This window comes from Lysinibacillus sp. FSL K6-3209 (assembly GCF_037976175.1).
In the GTDB taxonomy this organism is placed as follows: Bacteria; Bacillota; Bacilli; order Bacillales_A; family Planococcaceae; genus Lysinibacillus; species Lysinibacillus sphaericus_D.
Genome location: NZ_CP150264.1, coordinates 737058 through 751224 on the forward strand (window position 1 = coordinate 737058; position 14167 = coordinate 751224).

Sequence of the window (14167 nt, forward strand, 5' to 3'; positions counted from 1 at the left end):
AGGAATCGACTAGAACTTTCCATCGATTCCTGTTTTATTTTGTTGGTGTTTGATAGATTGATATAAAATATTCCAAAAAACATTCATTAATTAGGAGAATATTCCAACGAATGAAATAAAACTGTAATAAAAAATCATAGATTGAGTGCTATAATAGAAAAAGGAATACATCTTACATATATAAGAGGTTTAGGTGGTTTAAAAAATTATGATAGAAATGAAAAATGTGACAAAGAAGTACCCGAATGGTGTAGTTGCGACAAATGGTATTTCGGTTAATATAAAGCAAGGTGAGTTTGTCTATGTTGTTGGTCCAAGTGGTGCAGGTAAATCGACATTTATCAAGTTAATGTACCGTGAGGAAAAAGCAACTTCAGGTGAAATTACTGTTAATGGTATTGATTTAGGGAGTTTAAAAAATAAAAAGGTACCATTCTTGCGCCGTCAACTTGGTGTAGTTTTCCAAGATTTCAAACTATTACCAAGGTTAAACGTCTATGAGAACGTAGCATTTGCTCTAGAGGTAATTGAAGAGGAGCCCGTAGAAATTCGTCGACGGGTTATGGAAGTGTTAGATCTTGTCGGCTTAAAACATAAGGCAAGAATGTTCCCAAATGAACTTTCTGGTGGTGAGCAGCAACGTGTCTCCATTGCACGTTCCATTGTCAATGTACCAAAAGTTGTGATTGCAGATGAACCAACAGGAAATCTAGATCCCGAGACATCTTGGGAGATTATGAATTTATTTGAAGAGATTAATGCACGGGGTACAACAATCGTAATGGCAACCCATAACCGTGAAATAGTGAACACTATTCGTCGACGGGTTATAGCGATTGAAGGCGGTATGATTGTCCGTGATGAGCACGGAGGTGACTACGGCTATGAAATTTAATACGGTAAAACGCCATTTTCGAGAAAGTGTTAAATCACTTGGACGTAATAGCTGGATGACAATTGCTTCTGTCAGCGCAGTTACAGTGACTTTAATATTAGTAGGTGTATTCTCACTCATTATGATGAACTTAAACAAAGTTGCATCTGATTTAGAGAACGACGTTGAAATAAAAGTGTTAATCGACGAAACGGCAGATGAAGCTGCTGAAAAAGCGTTACTAGCTAAGATTAAAAAATTGCCAGATGTTGCGGAAATGACATATTCCACAAAAGAGGATGAATTGACAAAGTTAGTAAAAGATTTTGGGGATGACTTTAAGCTTTTTGAGCAAAGTAACCCGCTACGAAATGTAATATATGTGAAGGCGGCAGATCCACAACAAACAGCAAAAGTTGCAAAGACAATTAATAAGTATGAATATACATACGATGTTAAGTACGGCGAAGGTAAGGTAGAAAAGCTTTTCAACTTCCTAAATATTAGTCGTAATGTGGGTCTTGTGCTGATTTTAGGGTTATTATTCACTGCGATTTTCTTAATCTCTAATACGATTCGTATTACGATTATCGCTCGTCGTGATGAAATAGAAATTATGAAACTAGTAGGGGCAACAAATTCATTCGTGCGTATTCCTTTCCTTTTAGAAGGAATGTGGCTTGGAATTTTAGGCTCTATTATTCCGATTGCGGTTGTCGCAACGCTTTACCACAATGTTTATAAAATTATTGCACCTCGTTTACAAGGTGAGCTCGTGCAACTGTTAGATTTCTCACCACTCGTTTACCAAGTAAGTGCTCTGATACTTCTTATTGGTGTGTTAATTGGTATTTGGGGAAGTTTCATGTCTGTACGTAAGTTTTTAAAAATTTAACTTCCTTTGTTTCAATAGTCATTAGTTTTGTAGGGTCAAATCGGATATTAACGGTGCCAAAGATGTCACAGATTTCAAAAGCAGATTCTGCCGACGCGTAAACTTAGCTAAATTTGCACCACAATTTAAAGGCTTTTAAAACGGCAAAGTTTATGGGAATTAAATATCGAAGGGGAGTCCATTAGATGAAAAGTATAGCGAAAAACTCTATAAAAGCATTTGCAGCAACAACTGCACTACTTCTTTTTATCCAAACTCCATCAGCGTATGCAAACAGTTTAACGGATTTAAAAGAAGAGAAAAAACAAGTAGAAACAAAGAAAAATCAATTGAATTCTTCTATTAGTGGTAAAGAAAACGCCATTAATGCAAATAAAGAAAAGCAACAAAAACTATTAGATCAAATTCAAGCGTTAAACGCTGAAATCGACAAAACAAATAGTGATATTAAAAATATACTGGCTGAAATAAATGCTACCAATGATGAGATAAAAGCATTAGAAGGAACTATCGAAGAACTTCTTCGCAAAATTGAAGAGCGTGATTTATTGTTACAAGATCGTGCACGGGCAATTCAAGCTGGGGGCTCAGTTAGCTACTTAGATGTACTACTCGGTTCAAATAGTTTCGTAGACTTTATCGATCGTTTCTCTGCTGTCAATTCATTACTTGAAGCAGATCGTCAAATTATTCGCGATCAAAAACAAGATAAGCAAACTTTAGAAGAGCAAAAACAAGTTCTAGAAGGCAAACGCCAAAAGCTTGAAGAACAGAAAGCGAAGCTAGAAGGTTTAAAAGCATCATTAGATGGACAGAAAAAAGAGAAAAACACATTAGTTGATCAGCTAGAAAAAGAACAAGAGAAATTAAAGTCTGAAAAAGTATTACTTGAAAAAGAGTATTCAGAGGCACTGGAAATTAGTGCAGAATTACAGCAAAAAATCATTTCCGAGCAAAACCGTTTAGCAGAAATTGCTCGTCAGCAAGAGGCAAAACGCAAAGCTGCTGCAGCAGCAGCTGCGGCGGCGGGGAACTCGGGGTCAAGCTCTGGTTCTACGGTGAATGCACCAGCATCAGAAGGTACTTGGATTAAACCGACAAATGGTCGTTTAACATCACCATATGGCTGGCGTAACCTTGGAGCTGGTCCAGAATTCCATTATGGTGTTGACCTTGCCAACAAAACAGGTACACCGATTTGGGCAGCTGCTGACGGAGTTGTATCCTATGCAGCACCACTAAGCTCTTACGGAAATGTTGTTATTTTAACGCACTCTATCGATGGACAAATTTATACAACGGTTTATGCACATCTAAGTGCCTTTAACGTTAGTGTAGGGGATGTAGTAAACCAAGGACAGCAAATTGCAGCAATGGGTAGTACAGGTCGTTCTACTGGCCCGCACTTGCATTTTGAAATTCATATTGGCTCTTGGCAAGGACAAGCTGTTGGTAGTGTGAACCCATTAAAATATATTCCATTATAATAATGAATTAAGAGAGTCGTCTTATGTTTAAGGTGGCTCTCTTTTTTATTTGCGTCAACTTTGTCTGAAAAAAGTGGACGGAATTTCATCTGTTCATTGCAATAAAATACGATATGGGGTATTTTAAAATAAAGTACTAATTAAAATTAGCATTCTATATATCCATTAGTAGTTTTTTTGAACACAGTGTGAAATAACAGTTTTCGTAAAAGCATCTATGCTATGCTAAAAGAATCTATATTGATGGAGGATTTGTTTAGGTGATCAATACTGAGTGGTTTTCAATTCGTGCATTAACATTACCAGCAACAGCTGTCGCTTTATTACTAGCGTTTTTCATCGTATGGCTTATTTTGCGAATACAATTCCCGAAAATATGGTCAGGGGTATATGGGGATGCCATCTTTACTTTTATACTCGTTTGGAAGTTTAGTCTTATTATTACGGACTTTCAATCTGTCATTAATCAACCGCTAGCACTTCTTTACTTTAACGGCGGAACAGTTGGTGTGCTATTAGGGGTAGCTGCTATACTGTTACAATTTTGGCGGAAGCGTCAACAGCTACAATTTGATAATGAGGGTATCATGGCGAGTGGTTGGGCAATTATGTTAACGCAATCCATTTACCAATGGTTCGTGGTATTATTGAATGACAATCCACTTCAAAGCGAACTCATCACTTTAGTAGTGCTAAGCGTGCTAACGATTTTCATATTATGGAAAGTGCCAACAACTAAGACAGCGTTATACTTGTATACAGTTTGCTATAGTATCGTAGCCGCATTACAGCCACTTGGCTTTTGGCAACCGGCTGTTGGAGTAAGCTTCCTATTACTTCTATTAGGTATAGGAATTCAACGAATGGGAGGAAAAGAATGAAAAAAAATATTGGGTTACTTATTGTCGTGTTGCTAATAGCTGCGATGATTGGTACATATGTTAAACAGCAAATTGATAAAGAGCGCGAAATTGAATCTGCATCCCTTGGTAAAGAAGTAGAAGAACGCACAGTTGGGTTAAATAAAGGTGATATACCGCCAGATTTCACATTAACAAACTTAGATGGTGAAGAAGTGACGTTAAGTGAATTACGTGGAAAAAAAGTTGTACTCAATTTTTGGGCAACATGGTGTCCACCTTGTAAAGCTGAAATGCCGCATATGCAAAATTATTATGACCAATATGCCAAGGAAGATAATGTTGAAATATTAGCTGTCAACTTAACATCAGCTGAACGAGATGTCACAGCCGATGCTAAAATTGATACAGTCATGACATTTAGAGATGGCTTTGAACTGACATTTCCTATTTTATTGGATCCAGAAAATGCGGCTGGTTCAGAATATCAAGTCATAACGATTCCTACAACGTATTTTATTGATTCAACGGGTACGATTCAGCAAGCGATAGAGGGCCCGATGAATTTAGAGATGTTAAAAAACACTGTAAATGCATTAGATTAAGTATTTGCGTGCCAGTATTTGCGTGCCAGACACCTAAACAATTCTGAATTTTGTCAGAAGCGTATTCAGAATAACTAAGTAAAATTCACGAAGATTTCTGCGGCTTCCGTTGTGACCGTAGAAATCTTCGTGCTTTTTAATTGTTTGGGTGCCAGACACCCAAACAATTAGTGCCAGACACCTAAACAATTCTGAAAACCAAAACATTATTTTGTATGTTTGAAAAATATAATTCATACAGTAAAGAGACAGAGGAGGGAAGGTTTGCGCAAAATTACGGCAGGAGTCGGCGTACTTGTCAGCAGTTTATTGATAGGTAGTGGATTTTATTTTGACTGGTTTGATGGAGATGGAGCAGAGAAAAAAGTGCAAGTGACGGAGGTTGATTCGATTAATGAAGCATTACAATTAATCGAAAAAAAATCTGTGTATAGTACTAAAAAAGACGAATTAGTAGAAGGGGCTCTGCGCGGTATGGCTGATGCCATTAAGGATCCGTATAGTACGTATTACACGAAGGAAGAGGCCGAGCAACATCGACAAATGCTAGCAGAAGAACGTGTTGGTATTGGTATTGAACTGACAGAAAATAAAGGGAAGTTCATTGTCGTATCACCTGTTCGTTCGTCTCCAGCAGAAAAGGCTGGGATGCGCTCTCTTGATGAAATTGTACAAGTTGATGGGGTAAAAGTAGATGGCAAAACAATGAGTGAACTAATGCATTTGATTCAAGGAGAAAAAGGAACAAAGCTTACAATTGTTGTCTATCGTCCTAGCGAGGATAAACATATTAAAATGACGATGGAACGTGCTGCAATTTCCAATAAAACAGTAACGAGTGAGGTAGTCAAGATTGAGGATACGTCAATAGGCTATATTCAAATCTCGTTATTTGGTGAGAAGACAGCAAATGAATGGGTGACAGAAACGAGTAAATTACTACGCAAAGATATAGAAGGGCTCGTTGTTGATGTTCGTGATAATCCTGGAGGCTATTTACATAGCGTCGCAGCGCTACTAAGTACACTATTGGAAAATGGCAAAGTATTTGCCTATATGCAAAATGCAGAAGGTGCCATGGAACCATTAAAAACTGAATCGAAAAGCTTTGATGAAAAATATTTAAGTACGATGAATAAGATTCCGATTGTTATTATTCAAAATGGCGGAAGTGCATCTGCTAGTGAAGTGCTAAGTGGTGCGTTAAAAGGCTGGAATCGCGCTTCCATTGTCGGTGTTAAAAGCTTTGGTAAAGGCACAGTACAAGAATCTTGGTCTTTAGCAAATGGGGGAGAACTGAAGCTATCAACAAATAAATGGCTGACGCCAAAACGTGAATGGATTCATGGGAAGGGAATTGAAGCTGGATTAGTGATTGAACAAAATGAATTATTTGCATTCCAATTGCATCCGCTAACAGGGCAATTCAAAGTAGGCGATATGAGCGAAGAAATTGCTTATACGCAAAAAGCCTTGCAAAAGCTAGGTTATCAGATTGACCGATTAGATGGTTATCTAGATGAGACTACACAAGAGGCAGTAAAACTTTATCGTGAGCAACAAAAATTAGCACAGCCTGACAATGATATGTACGTCGATTCTACCTTTTTCAATAGTTTAAATGGTACGTTAAAAGCTTATAAAGAAGATCGTCAAAATGACTTACAATTCCAAATGGCGACGAGCTTCCTGCTGCACAATATCGAACAATAGAAATACTCAATCTAATAAAAATGATGGGAAATACCAAGCTTTCTACCAGTTACTACTACGCAAGACAGTAGTCGTTTGATACAATGAATGCATAGTATTCATGATAGAAACGGCGGGTGTTCGTATGGTTAGTAATATATTAATAGAAATTGTAACAGCGATTGGCCGCTTTTTACTGAACCCAGTAGTTTATATTGCAATAGTAGTTGCTATCTTTTTAGGGTATAGACGTGTAAAGCAAGAGCGTAAATTTTTTAACAGACGTATTATTTGGGGTTGGACCGAGCTGATAGGGCAATGGAAACGAGGATGGCCTTATGCCTTAGTTATTTCACTAATAAGTCTTGGTGTCGGGCTGACAGTACCCAAAGTATACTTATTGATTTTAACCGCTATATTTTTCCTTGGTCTCTTGTTGTTTTTCATTAATGTATTGTCACCCATTTACACAATGGCAATCGCAACGTTAGCATTATGGGCAATGTACCAGTACAACTGGTCGTTCTCCTGGTGGAAGATTTCGTTGGAAGGCATCGATTTATTAGAAGGGGCTATTGTGACAATTACGATTTTAACAGGTCTAAGTGTAATAGTGGAAGGGATGTTAATTCGTCGTACTGCTAAACAAGTAATAACGCCTAGAATTGAAAATACGAAGCGAGGAATGCAAGCTATCGTATATCGTACAAGGAATGTTTGGGTATTACCTATATTTTTTATCATACCAGGTAATAGTATTCCATCAGCAATTCCTTATTGGCCCCAATTTACACTGGGCGATAGTCACTTTGCACTCGTATTATTCCCAGTCGTTATCGGTTTTTCAAAATTGCTAAGGAAAGAATTGCCTGTTGTTCAGTTGCCGAAAATAGGACGCTCTGTCTTATTGTTAGGACAGTTGATTGTAATAGGTGGACTTGCATCATATTTTGAACCGTTAATTGGCTTTATAACGTTAGCGTTAGGGGTATTGATTCGGATTATTATTGCAGTTTATTATGCTTGGCAAGATAAGACCGAGTCATATGCGGTTGCACCAAGTACAAAGGGTGCGGTAATCGCTGCTGTGCTGCCTGATTCGCCAGCAGAAAAAATGGGCTTACTTGCAGGGGAATGTATTCGTAAAGTAAACGGACACTCAATTACGACTGAAGTTGAGTTATACGAAGCTTTACAATTAAATGCTGCACATTGTCGTTTAGAGGTGTTAGATCGTAATAATGAAATTCGCCTAACGCAGCATGTTATTTACAGCAATGACCATTATCGAATTGGTTTATTGTTGGCGGAGCCGAGAGAATTATGATCGATTTATATGGGAAAATGATGCTTGCATTATTTTTACCAGCATTACTCGTGTTATTGTTTACTCGTATTACGTATAACCGCTATGTAGCGTTAAGTTTGGCTATTGCGCTTATTGCCGCTTCAGTATATGCAGGTTATACTTCCCCACCTATTATTTTTGTTGTGGATGCTTTTTCGTTAACACTTGGCTTTTGGCTAGCGAGCAAAATGCACAAAAAATAAGGAGGGCTGTATTGCTGCCTTCACTATTAAAAAATCCGCCTCGATTTTGCGGGCACTGTGTAAGACGTAACTTTCCTAAAGTGGGTGGTTTCGTCTTACCTCTTGTGCTATTTTCGCAAGCGTCAAAGCGGATTTTTTATAGTGAAAAGGCAAACATTTTACATGAAGAATCTTACGGATGCCATGATAATAACACCTGCAACAACTGTAATCGATAAGCTTTTTGTGACAAGTGCAATGATAAGAGTAGGCACAAACGTAATAAAGACGGGCCAATCCAATGTCACGAAATTTTTGCTTTCAGTATCTAATAAATTTTCAATGACAAGGGCACTAAGAATACAAACAGGAATGAAGCTTAGCCATTTTAAAACAACATCGGGTAGTTTCACACTACGTACGAACATAAATGGAATAATGCGTGGTAACCAAGTTACTAGTGCGCAACCAATGATTAGCCACACCATCGAAGCTGTTGTCGTCATTTATCTGTCACCACCCCAATCGTTGCTACGATAACAGTGGCAAGAAGCACGGCTAAATGCGAAGGAACGACGTATGATAAGCCATACATCATAATAACCATATAGCCAATTAACATCAGGTAATGCATAATTTTATGTTTGCCAACGCTACTAAGTTGTAGCACAAGTAAAGCAATAAACATGGCAATTAGTGCAAAGTCTAAGCCCCACTTTTCAGGATTAGCCACCCATTGTCCTAGAAAGGCACCTGCAATACAAGATAAAATCCAAAATGCATACGCAGTTATATTTAGACCATCCATCCATCGACCGTATAATTTACCGTTTTGCATTTGTTTCGTTACGGCCACCCCAAACGTTTCGTCCGTTAATAATGTACCGAATCCAACATTACGAAGCATAGAATAGCGCGTAAAATGTGGAGCTAATGTTAAACTCATTAATAAGTGACGTAGATTTACGACAAAAATGGTTACAATGATAGCAGAGGTAGGACTGCTTGTTAACAAGAGTGCACAAAAAATAAACTGTGCAGACCCTGCATAAACGAGTATTGTCAATAAAGCAATTTCTACTAAAGATAGGCCAGACGCGGAACCTACAACCCCGAACGCCAGTCCTATACTAATATAACCGAGTAAAGTAGGTACACAATCTTTAACTCCTTGTATAAAGCTATCTTCTGAAGCGGTTGTTGGTTCATTATGAAGATCTGTTGTGCTTGTCATAAAAAGGTCATCCTTTCAAAAAAATTTCCATGTATACTTAAAATGAAATAGTTAGAACATTCACACATGTTTATTAAAGTATACATATGTCTGATAAAATAAACAACAGGAAATGGTGAGTCGTAATGGAACAAATGAGTCGAAATTTAGCTTTCCAATTAAAGAAAATACGGCAGCAACGCAGTGTAAGTTTAGATGATGTAGCGAAAGCAACGGGGGTTAGTAAGGCACAGCTTGCTCAAATTGAAAAAGGCGAAGCAAATCCTACTGTTTCAACGATTTGGAAAATAGCTGCTGGTTTACGCATCTCTTTTTCATCTCTTTTACAGCCGCCGATTGCCCATTTTATGAAATTTAGCAGTAAAAATGCACCACATGTCGATGAAGACGAGGGGCGTTATCGAGTCTATTCCATAATTCCTTATGATCCTGAACGAGGGTGGGAATTTTATAAAGTGGAAATGGAGCCAGGTGCAAGGAGTAGGAGTGAAGCCCATACAGAAGGGGTAGAAGAAACGGTAACAGTGATTCATGGACAAGCTGTTATTTCGGCTGGGGTTATGCATGAAACGATAACTGAAGGGGAAACATTGGTATTTTCGGGACATCAAGCACATGAATATCAAAATGTATCAGAAGAACTTACGGTTTTACATGTAATCTTGCAATATAAATAGAGGTGGCAATAGTGAATGAATGGTTTACTGTAGAAAATATGGAACATATTGCGGCACAATATCGAACTCTTGGACCAATAATGGGTATATTACTGCCCTTTTTAGAAGCGTTTTTACCTTTTTTACCATTGGTTGTGTTCGTCGTGGCGAATGCGAGTGCATTTGGATTATGGATAGGGTTTTTGTTATCGTGGTTAGGTTCAGTAGCTGGTTCATATGCTGTGTTTTTACTTGTCCGTCACTTTGGAAAACATCCGAAGTTCCGTTTTGTAACAGGCAGTAAAAAAGTACAGAAGTTTATTAAATGGGTGGATATGAATGGTATTAGCCCATTGTTTGTCTTACTGTGCTTTCCGTTTACGCCTTCTGTAATAGTGAATATAGTAGCGGGCTTATCACATATTCATAAAAAATACTATCTAACTGTTTTATTAGCCGGAAAATTCGTTATGATTTTTGGCATGAGTGTATTGGGCTATGATTTAAAATCGCTTATCACGAGTCCGGTACGACTAATTAGTGCGGGAGTAGCTATCGTTTTGCTATGGTGGATTGGCAAGCTAATGGAGAAGCGATTGAATGCTCGTGTAGAAAGAGATTTGAAGCGTGTGCGAAAAATGACGAAAAATGAATAATCTTCTAGGCTGAATGTGCACATGCGGTCCCTTGTATCATGTAAAATGGTAGAAGGGGCTTTTTACTTCATTTCTATAGACTTTTATAATAGTGATTACTAGTGAAACGCGTGTTGCGATTTTCTGAAGATAGAATAAAATTTTTAAATGAATAGGGGGAAGCGTGAATGACATTACGAATTGTATCAGGACGTGCAGGTACCGGAAAATCGGCTTATATTCATAGAGAAATAGTCGAACAATTAAATACCGATCCATTAGGTCACCCTATTTTTATCATTGTCCCTGACCAAATGTCTTATTCAACTGAATATGAACTGACAAATAGACATGGCTTGCACGGGCTTATACGTGCACAAGTGATGACGTTTAAACGCTTAGCTTGGCTTGTCCTACAAGAAACAGGTGGTATTGCTCGCCAAGAAGTAAATGGTTATGGTTACCGAATGCTTATTCGAAAATTACTAGAAGAGCAGAAGCGTGATTTCTCGTTGTTTCGACAAGCAGCTGGTAAGCGTGGCTTTACAGAGGAAATTGAAACGTTGTTACGCGAATTTAGCCGTTATAGTGTGAACAGTTCGGTTTTAGGTGATGTAACGGCTTCTTTAAAGGCGATTGATGCACCTCATACACTGCAGGCGAAAATCAATGATTTATACATTGTTTTACAAGCATTAGAAGCTCGACTCGGCACAACTTATGTCGATAGTGAAGGCTATTATCCGATTTTAACCGAGCACTTAAAATTTTCTGAGACGATGCAACAGGCAACAATTTATATAGATGGCTTTACTGCCTTTACTGTAAGAGAGCTAGAGCTTGTAAAAGAATTACTAAAGGTGACGAAGCAAGTAACGGTTGTGCTACCGTATGATGATATGGAAGAAGCTAAAGATGAGCAGGCATTATTCAATGAAGCGGCAACTACAAGTCAACGCTTGCATGATATAGCATATGACAATGGCATTGAAGTCGAAGCACCGTTGCATTTTATCAAAACCCATCGATTTCAGTCAAAAGACTTACAGCATGTAGAAGCAACATTTGCGGATAGGGTGCCACAAACAGAAAAATCCACGGGTGATGTGAAAGTTTTTGAAGCCTCAAATCGCCGGGCTGAAATCCATGCCATTGCCCGGGAAATAACGAAGCTGACAAGGCAGGAGGGCTATCGTTATCAAGATATAGTGCTGCTTTATAGACAAGCAGATGTATACGATCCGCTAATTTCAACAATTTTTCAACAATACGACATCCCTATTTTTGTGAATACAAAAAAAACGATGCTTCACCATCCGTTAATTGAATTTAGTCGATCGGCATTGGAGGTTATTACTTCAAATTGGAAATATGAACCGCTTTTCAGAAGTGTGAAAACAGATTTATTTTTCCCATTACATGCTGAAAACAGTGTTTGGCGTGAACGTGCCGACCGTCTAGAAAATTACTGTTTAGCGCAAGGGATTTACGGAGAGCGTTGGTTTGACGAAGGTCGTTGGTTTTATAAAAAATATCGAGGGCTTGAATTCCATTCTCGTGTGCAAACAGATGAAGAACGTGCAATGCAGACAGAAATCGAGGCTATTCGCGATGAAATTCGCACACCATTAAAAGCGTTACAGGACAAGCTTATACTGGCGAAAACAGGTAGAGATGTAGCAACAGCGTTATTTGAGCTAGTAGAAGAAGTACAAGTATATGACAAGCTTCAAATCATGAAAGATCGTGAATTGGATAGAGGAGAGGCGTTAGCAGCTAGTGAGCATGATCAAGCGTGGAAAGAATGGATCGCCGTACTCGATCAGTTTGTTTACATGTTTGGCGAGCAAGAAATGTCGGTACAGGAAGCGGCAAAGATTTTAGATGAAGGTTTTGATACATTAGAATTCGCTCGTATTCCACCCACTTTAGATGAAGTGATGGTGGCAACGGTGGATTTAGCTCGCCTGTCGCACATAAAGGTTGCCTTTGTTCTAGGAATGAACGATGGTGTCTATCCTACACGTCTAGATTATGAAGGTCTATTGTCTGATGTAGAACGTGAATGGTTTACCCATATTGGCTATGAATTAGCACCGACTTCTAAAAATCGACTATTACAGGAAAACTTTTTACTGTATCGTGCAATAACTACGCCATCTGACAAGCTTTATATGACTTATCCAACGGCAGATGAAGAGGGAAAAGCTTTAATATCCTCGTTATATATAAAGAAAATTATAGGAAATGAAAAAACGGCAGGTCTTTTAAGTGGGGTAAACGTCGAGCGAGTTGTCATTGACCCGATAGAATTACTTGATGATAATGTATTGCCTTATATACGCCATCCTCGTACAGCGTTAGCTCATTTAATGCTGCAATTAAGGCAAGCAGAGCATAGTCGTGAACTTGCACCAGAATGGGTTGCTGTACAAAAATACTATGAACAAGATCCATACTGGGCATTAATCTTACATCGCCTGATGCATCCAATGACACATAAAAATGAGGCAGAACCGCTAGAAGGCTATATTACACAAGAATTATATGGTCGCAAGCTCACTTCAAGTGTGTCACGTATAGAAAAATACTTCCGTTGTCCGTTTTCTCATTTCACGACGTATGGGCTTCGTTTAGAGGAACGAGCAGAATACCGTTTAGAGACATTTGCGATGGGTGATTTGTTCCATGAAGCATTGAAATGGATTACCGAAGAGACGCACCGTTTACAACTGTCGTGGATTCGTTTGTCAAAACAGCAAATTCAACAGCTTGCACGACAGGCAGTAGAGCAAATTGTGCCCGTTTTCTCTCACCAAATTTTATTATCTAGTGCGCGTTATCGTTATATTCAACGCAAATTGATTCGCATTGTCGAGCGCACGATGATGGCACTGACACAGCATGCCAATGTGTCACACTTTAAACCAATTGCTATTGAAGCATCGTTCGGGCCAGGGCAGCATGAACAGCTACCGCCATTGGAAATTGATTTGCAAGGTGGCAAAAAAATGTACATGCGAGGTCGTATTGACCGTGTGGATAGTGCATCAATTGATGATCGCTCGTATTTACGAATAGTCGACTATAAATCGTCTGCCCGTGACTTAGATTTAAATGAAGTGTATCATGGCCTATCATTGCAGGTGCTAACGTATCTAGATGTAGCGATGGAGAATGCATCCTTTTGGTTATCTGGCGATGCAGAGCCTGCAGGTGTGCTTTATGTCCACGTCCATAATCCAATGTTAAAACTGGATAAGGATTTGAGTGACAGTGAGATTGAAGAAGATCGCTTAAAGCAATACAAAATGAAGGGACTTTTAACTGAAAATCCAGAGGCTATTTACTCAATGGATGAGCAGCTTGAGGAAGCGAGCGGGCATTCGCAAATTATTCCTGTTTATATGAAAAAAGATGGTACCCCTTCAGAATCACAATCACGCATCGTGCCCGTTAATGATATGAAAAATCTCCAGCATTTTGTACGCCGTAAGCATCAGGAGGCAGGCAATGGCATTTTAGCAGGAGATACGGCTATAAGCCCTTATAAGCTAAAAGCAAAAACAGCGTGTGATTACTGTCAATTTGCAGCAGTATGCCAATTTGACCCATCCGATGGTAAACAAAGTTATCGTCAGCTACCGCAAGTAAAGCCAGTAGAAGTTGTCGAAAAAATTCGCAAGGAGATGAACTAAC

The 14167-nt window shown here is 38.7% G+C and carries 13 protein-coding genes; 11 read left to right on the forward strand and 2 right to left on the reverse strand.

Annotation, left to right across the window (positions count from 1 at the left end; genetic code table 11):
• Positions 1-208 precede the first annotated feature (208 nt).
• The 8 genes from ftsE (at position 209) to MHH88_RS03515 (ending at position 7964) form a co-directional block, all read left to right on the forward strand.
• On the forward strand, positions 209-895 hold the full coding sequence (gene ftsE, locus MHH88_RS03480) for a cell division ATP-binding protein FtsE (RefSeq protein WP_069510615.1): 687 nt from the start codon (positions 209-211) through the stop codon (positions 893-895).
• The gene (gene ftsX, locus MHH88_RS03485) at positions 885-1769 is read left to right on the forward strand and encodes a permease-like cell division protein FtsX (RefSeq protein ID WP_025218659.1); all 885 of its coding nucleotides are present in this window, start codon (positions 885-887) and stop codon (positions 1767-1769) included. The genes ftsE and ftsX overlap by 11 nt, the downstream gene beginning before the upstream one ends.
• 185 nt (positions 1770-1954) lie before the next feature.
• Positions 1955-3256, forward strand: a complete 1302-nt coding sequence (locus tag MHH88_RS03490) for a peptidoglycan DD-metalloendopeptidase family protein (RefSeq protein ID WP_069510613.1) — start codon at positions 1955-1957, stop codon at positions 3254-3256.
• 260 nt (positions 3257-3516) lie between these two features.
• On the forward strand, positions 3517-4137 hold the full coding sequence (locus MHH88_RS03495; RefSeq protein ID WP_339261596.1) for a hypothetical protein: 621 nt from the start codon (positions 3517-3519) through the stop codon (positions 4135-4137).
• The gene (locus MHH88_RS03500) at positions 4134-4721 is read left to right on the forward strand and encodes a redoxin domain-containing protein (protein WP_069510611.1); all 588 of its coding nucleotides are present in this window, start codon (positions 4134-4136) and stop codon (positions 4719-4721) included. Before MHH88_RS03495 ends, MHH88_RS03500 begins: the two co-directional genes overlap by 4 nt.
• Positions 4722-4985: 264 nt before the next feature.
• Positions 4986-6434: a S41 family peptidase gene (locus MHH88_RS03505; RefSeq protein ID WP_339261597.1), complete on the forward strand. Its 1449-nt coding sequence runs from the start codon at positions 4986-4988 to the stop codon at positions 6432-6434.
• Positions 6435-6534: 100 nt separating this feature from the next.
• Positions 6535-7740: a PDZ domain-containing protein gene (locus MHH88_RS03510; RefSeq protein WP_339261598.1), complete on the forward strand. Its 1206-nt coding sequence runs from the start codon at positions 6535-6537 to the stop codon at positions 7738-7740.
• Positions 7740-7964 (forward strand): DUF2198 family protein, encoded by a 225-nt coding sequence (locus MHH88_RS03515; protein ID WP_024362506.1) that lies wholly within the window; start codon positions 7740-7742, stop codon positions 7962-7964. The genes MHH88_RS03510 and MHH88_RS03515 overlap by 1 nt, the downstream gene beginning before the upstream one ends.
• Before the next feature lie 158 nt (positions 7965-8122).
• On the opposite strand, the gene MHH88_RS03520 is transcribed toward MHH88_RS03515, so the two are convergent.
• Both MHH88_RS03520 and MHH88_RS03525 read right to left on the reverse strand, forming a co-directional pair.
• On the reverse strand, positions 8123-8449 hold the full coding sequence (locus tag MHH88_RS03520; RefSeq protein ID WP_024362507.1) for an AzlD domain-containing protein: 327 nt from the start codon (positions 8447-8449) through the stop codon (positions 8123-8125).
• Positions 8446-9177 (reverse strand): AzlC family ABC transporter permease, encoded by a 732-nt coding sequence (locus MHH88_RS03525; protein ID WP_339261599.1) that lies wholly within the window; start codon positions 9175-9177, stop codon positions 8446-8448. The genes MHH88_RS03520 and MHH88_RS03525 overlap by 4 nt, the downstream gene beginning before the upstream one ends.
• Before the next feature lie 125 nt (positions 9178-9302).
• Here MHH88_RS03525 and MHH88_RS03530 point away from each other — a divergent pair, with 125 nt between their 5' ends.
• The 3 genes from MHH88_RS03530 (at position 9303) to addB (ending at position 14166) form a co-directional block, all read left to right on the forward strand.
• Positions 9303-9854 (forward strand): XRE family transcriptional regulator, encoded by a 552-nt coding sequence (locus MHH88_RS03530; RefSeq protein WP_069510603.1) that lies wholly within the window; start codon positions 9303-9305, stop codon positions 9852-9854.
• Between the two features lie 11 nt (positions 9855-9865).
• Positions 9866-10489 (forward strand): TVP38/TMEM64 family protein, encoded by a 624-nt coding sequence (locus MHH88_RS03535; protein ID WP_339261600.1) that lies wholly within the window; start codon positions 9866-9868, stop codon positions 10487-10489.
• Between the two features lie 167 nt (positions 10490-10656).
• The gene (gene addB / locus MHH88_RS03540) at positions 10657-14166 is read left to right on the forward strand and encodes a helicase-exonuclease AddAB subunit AddB (protein WP_339261601.1); all 3510 of its coding nucleotides are present in this window, start codon (positions 10657-10659) and stop codon (positions 14164-14166) included.
• Position 14167: the final 1 nt, after the last annotated feature.

Excerpts from the sequence above, each read along its gene's own strand:
- ftsE (WP_069510615.1), top strand. The coding sequence starts at position 209 with ATGATAGAAATGAAAAATGTGACAAAGAAGTACCCGAATGGTGTAGTT.
- ftsX (WP_025218659.1), top strand. The coding sequence starts at position 885 with ATGAAATTTAATACGGTAAAACGCCATTTTCGAGAAAGTGTTAAATCA.
- MHH88_RS03490 (WP_069510613.1), top strand. The coding sequence starts at position 1,955 with ATGAAAAGTATAGCGAAAAACTCTATAAAAGCATTTGCAGCAACAACT.
- MHH88_RS03500 (WP_069510611.1), top strand. The coding sequence starts at position 4,134 with ATGAAAAAAAATATTGGGTTACTTATTGTCGTGTTGCTAATAGCTGCG.
- MHH88_RS03510 (WP_339261598.1), top strand. The coding sequence starts at position 6,535 with ATGATAGAAACGGCGGGTGTTCGTATGGTTAGTAATATATTAATAGAA.
- MHH88_RS03520 (WP_024362507.1), bottom strand. The coding sequence starts at position 8,449 with ATGACGACAACAGCTTCGATGGTGTGGCTAATCATTGGTTGCGCACTA.
- MHH88_RS03525 (WP_339261599.1), bottom strand. The coding sequence starts at position 9,177 with ATGACAAGCACAACAGATCTTCATAATGAACCAACAACCGCTTCAGAA.
- MHH88_RS03530 (WP_069510603.1), top strand. The coding sequence starts at position 9,303 with ATGGAACAAATGAGTCGAAATTTAGCTTTCCAATTAAAGAAAATACGG.
- addB (WP_339261601.1), top strand. The coding sequence starts at position 10,657 with ATGACATTACGAATTGTATCAGGACGTGCAGGTACCGGAAAATCGGCT.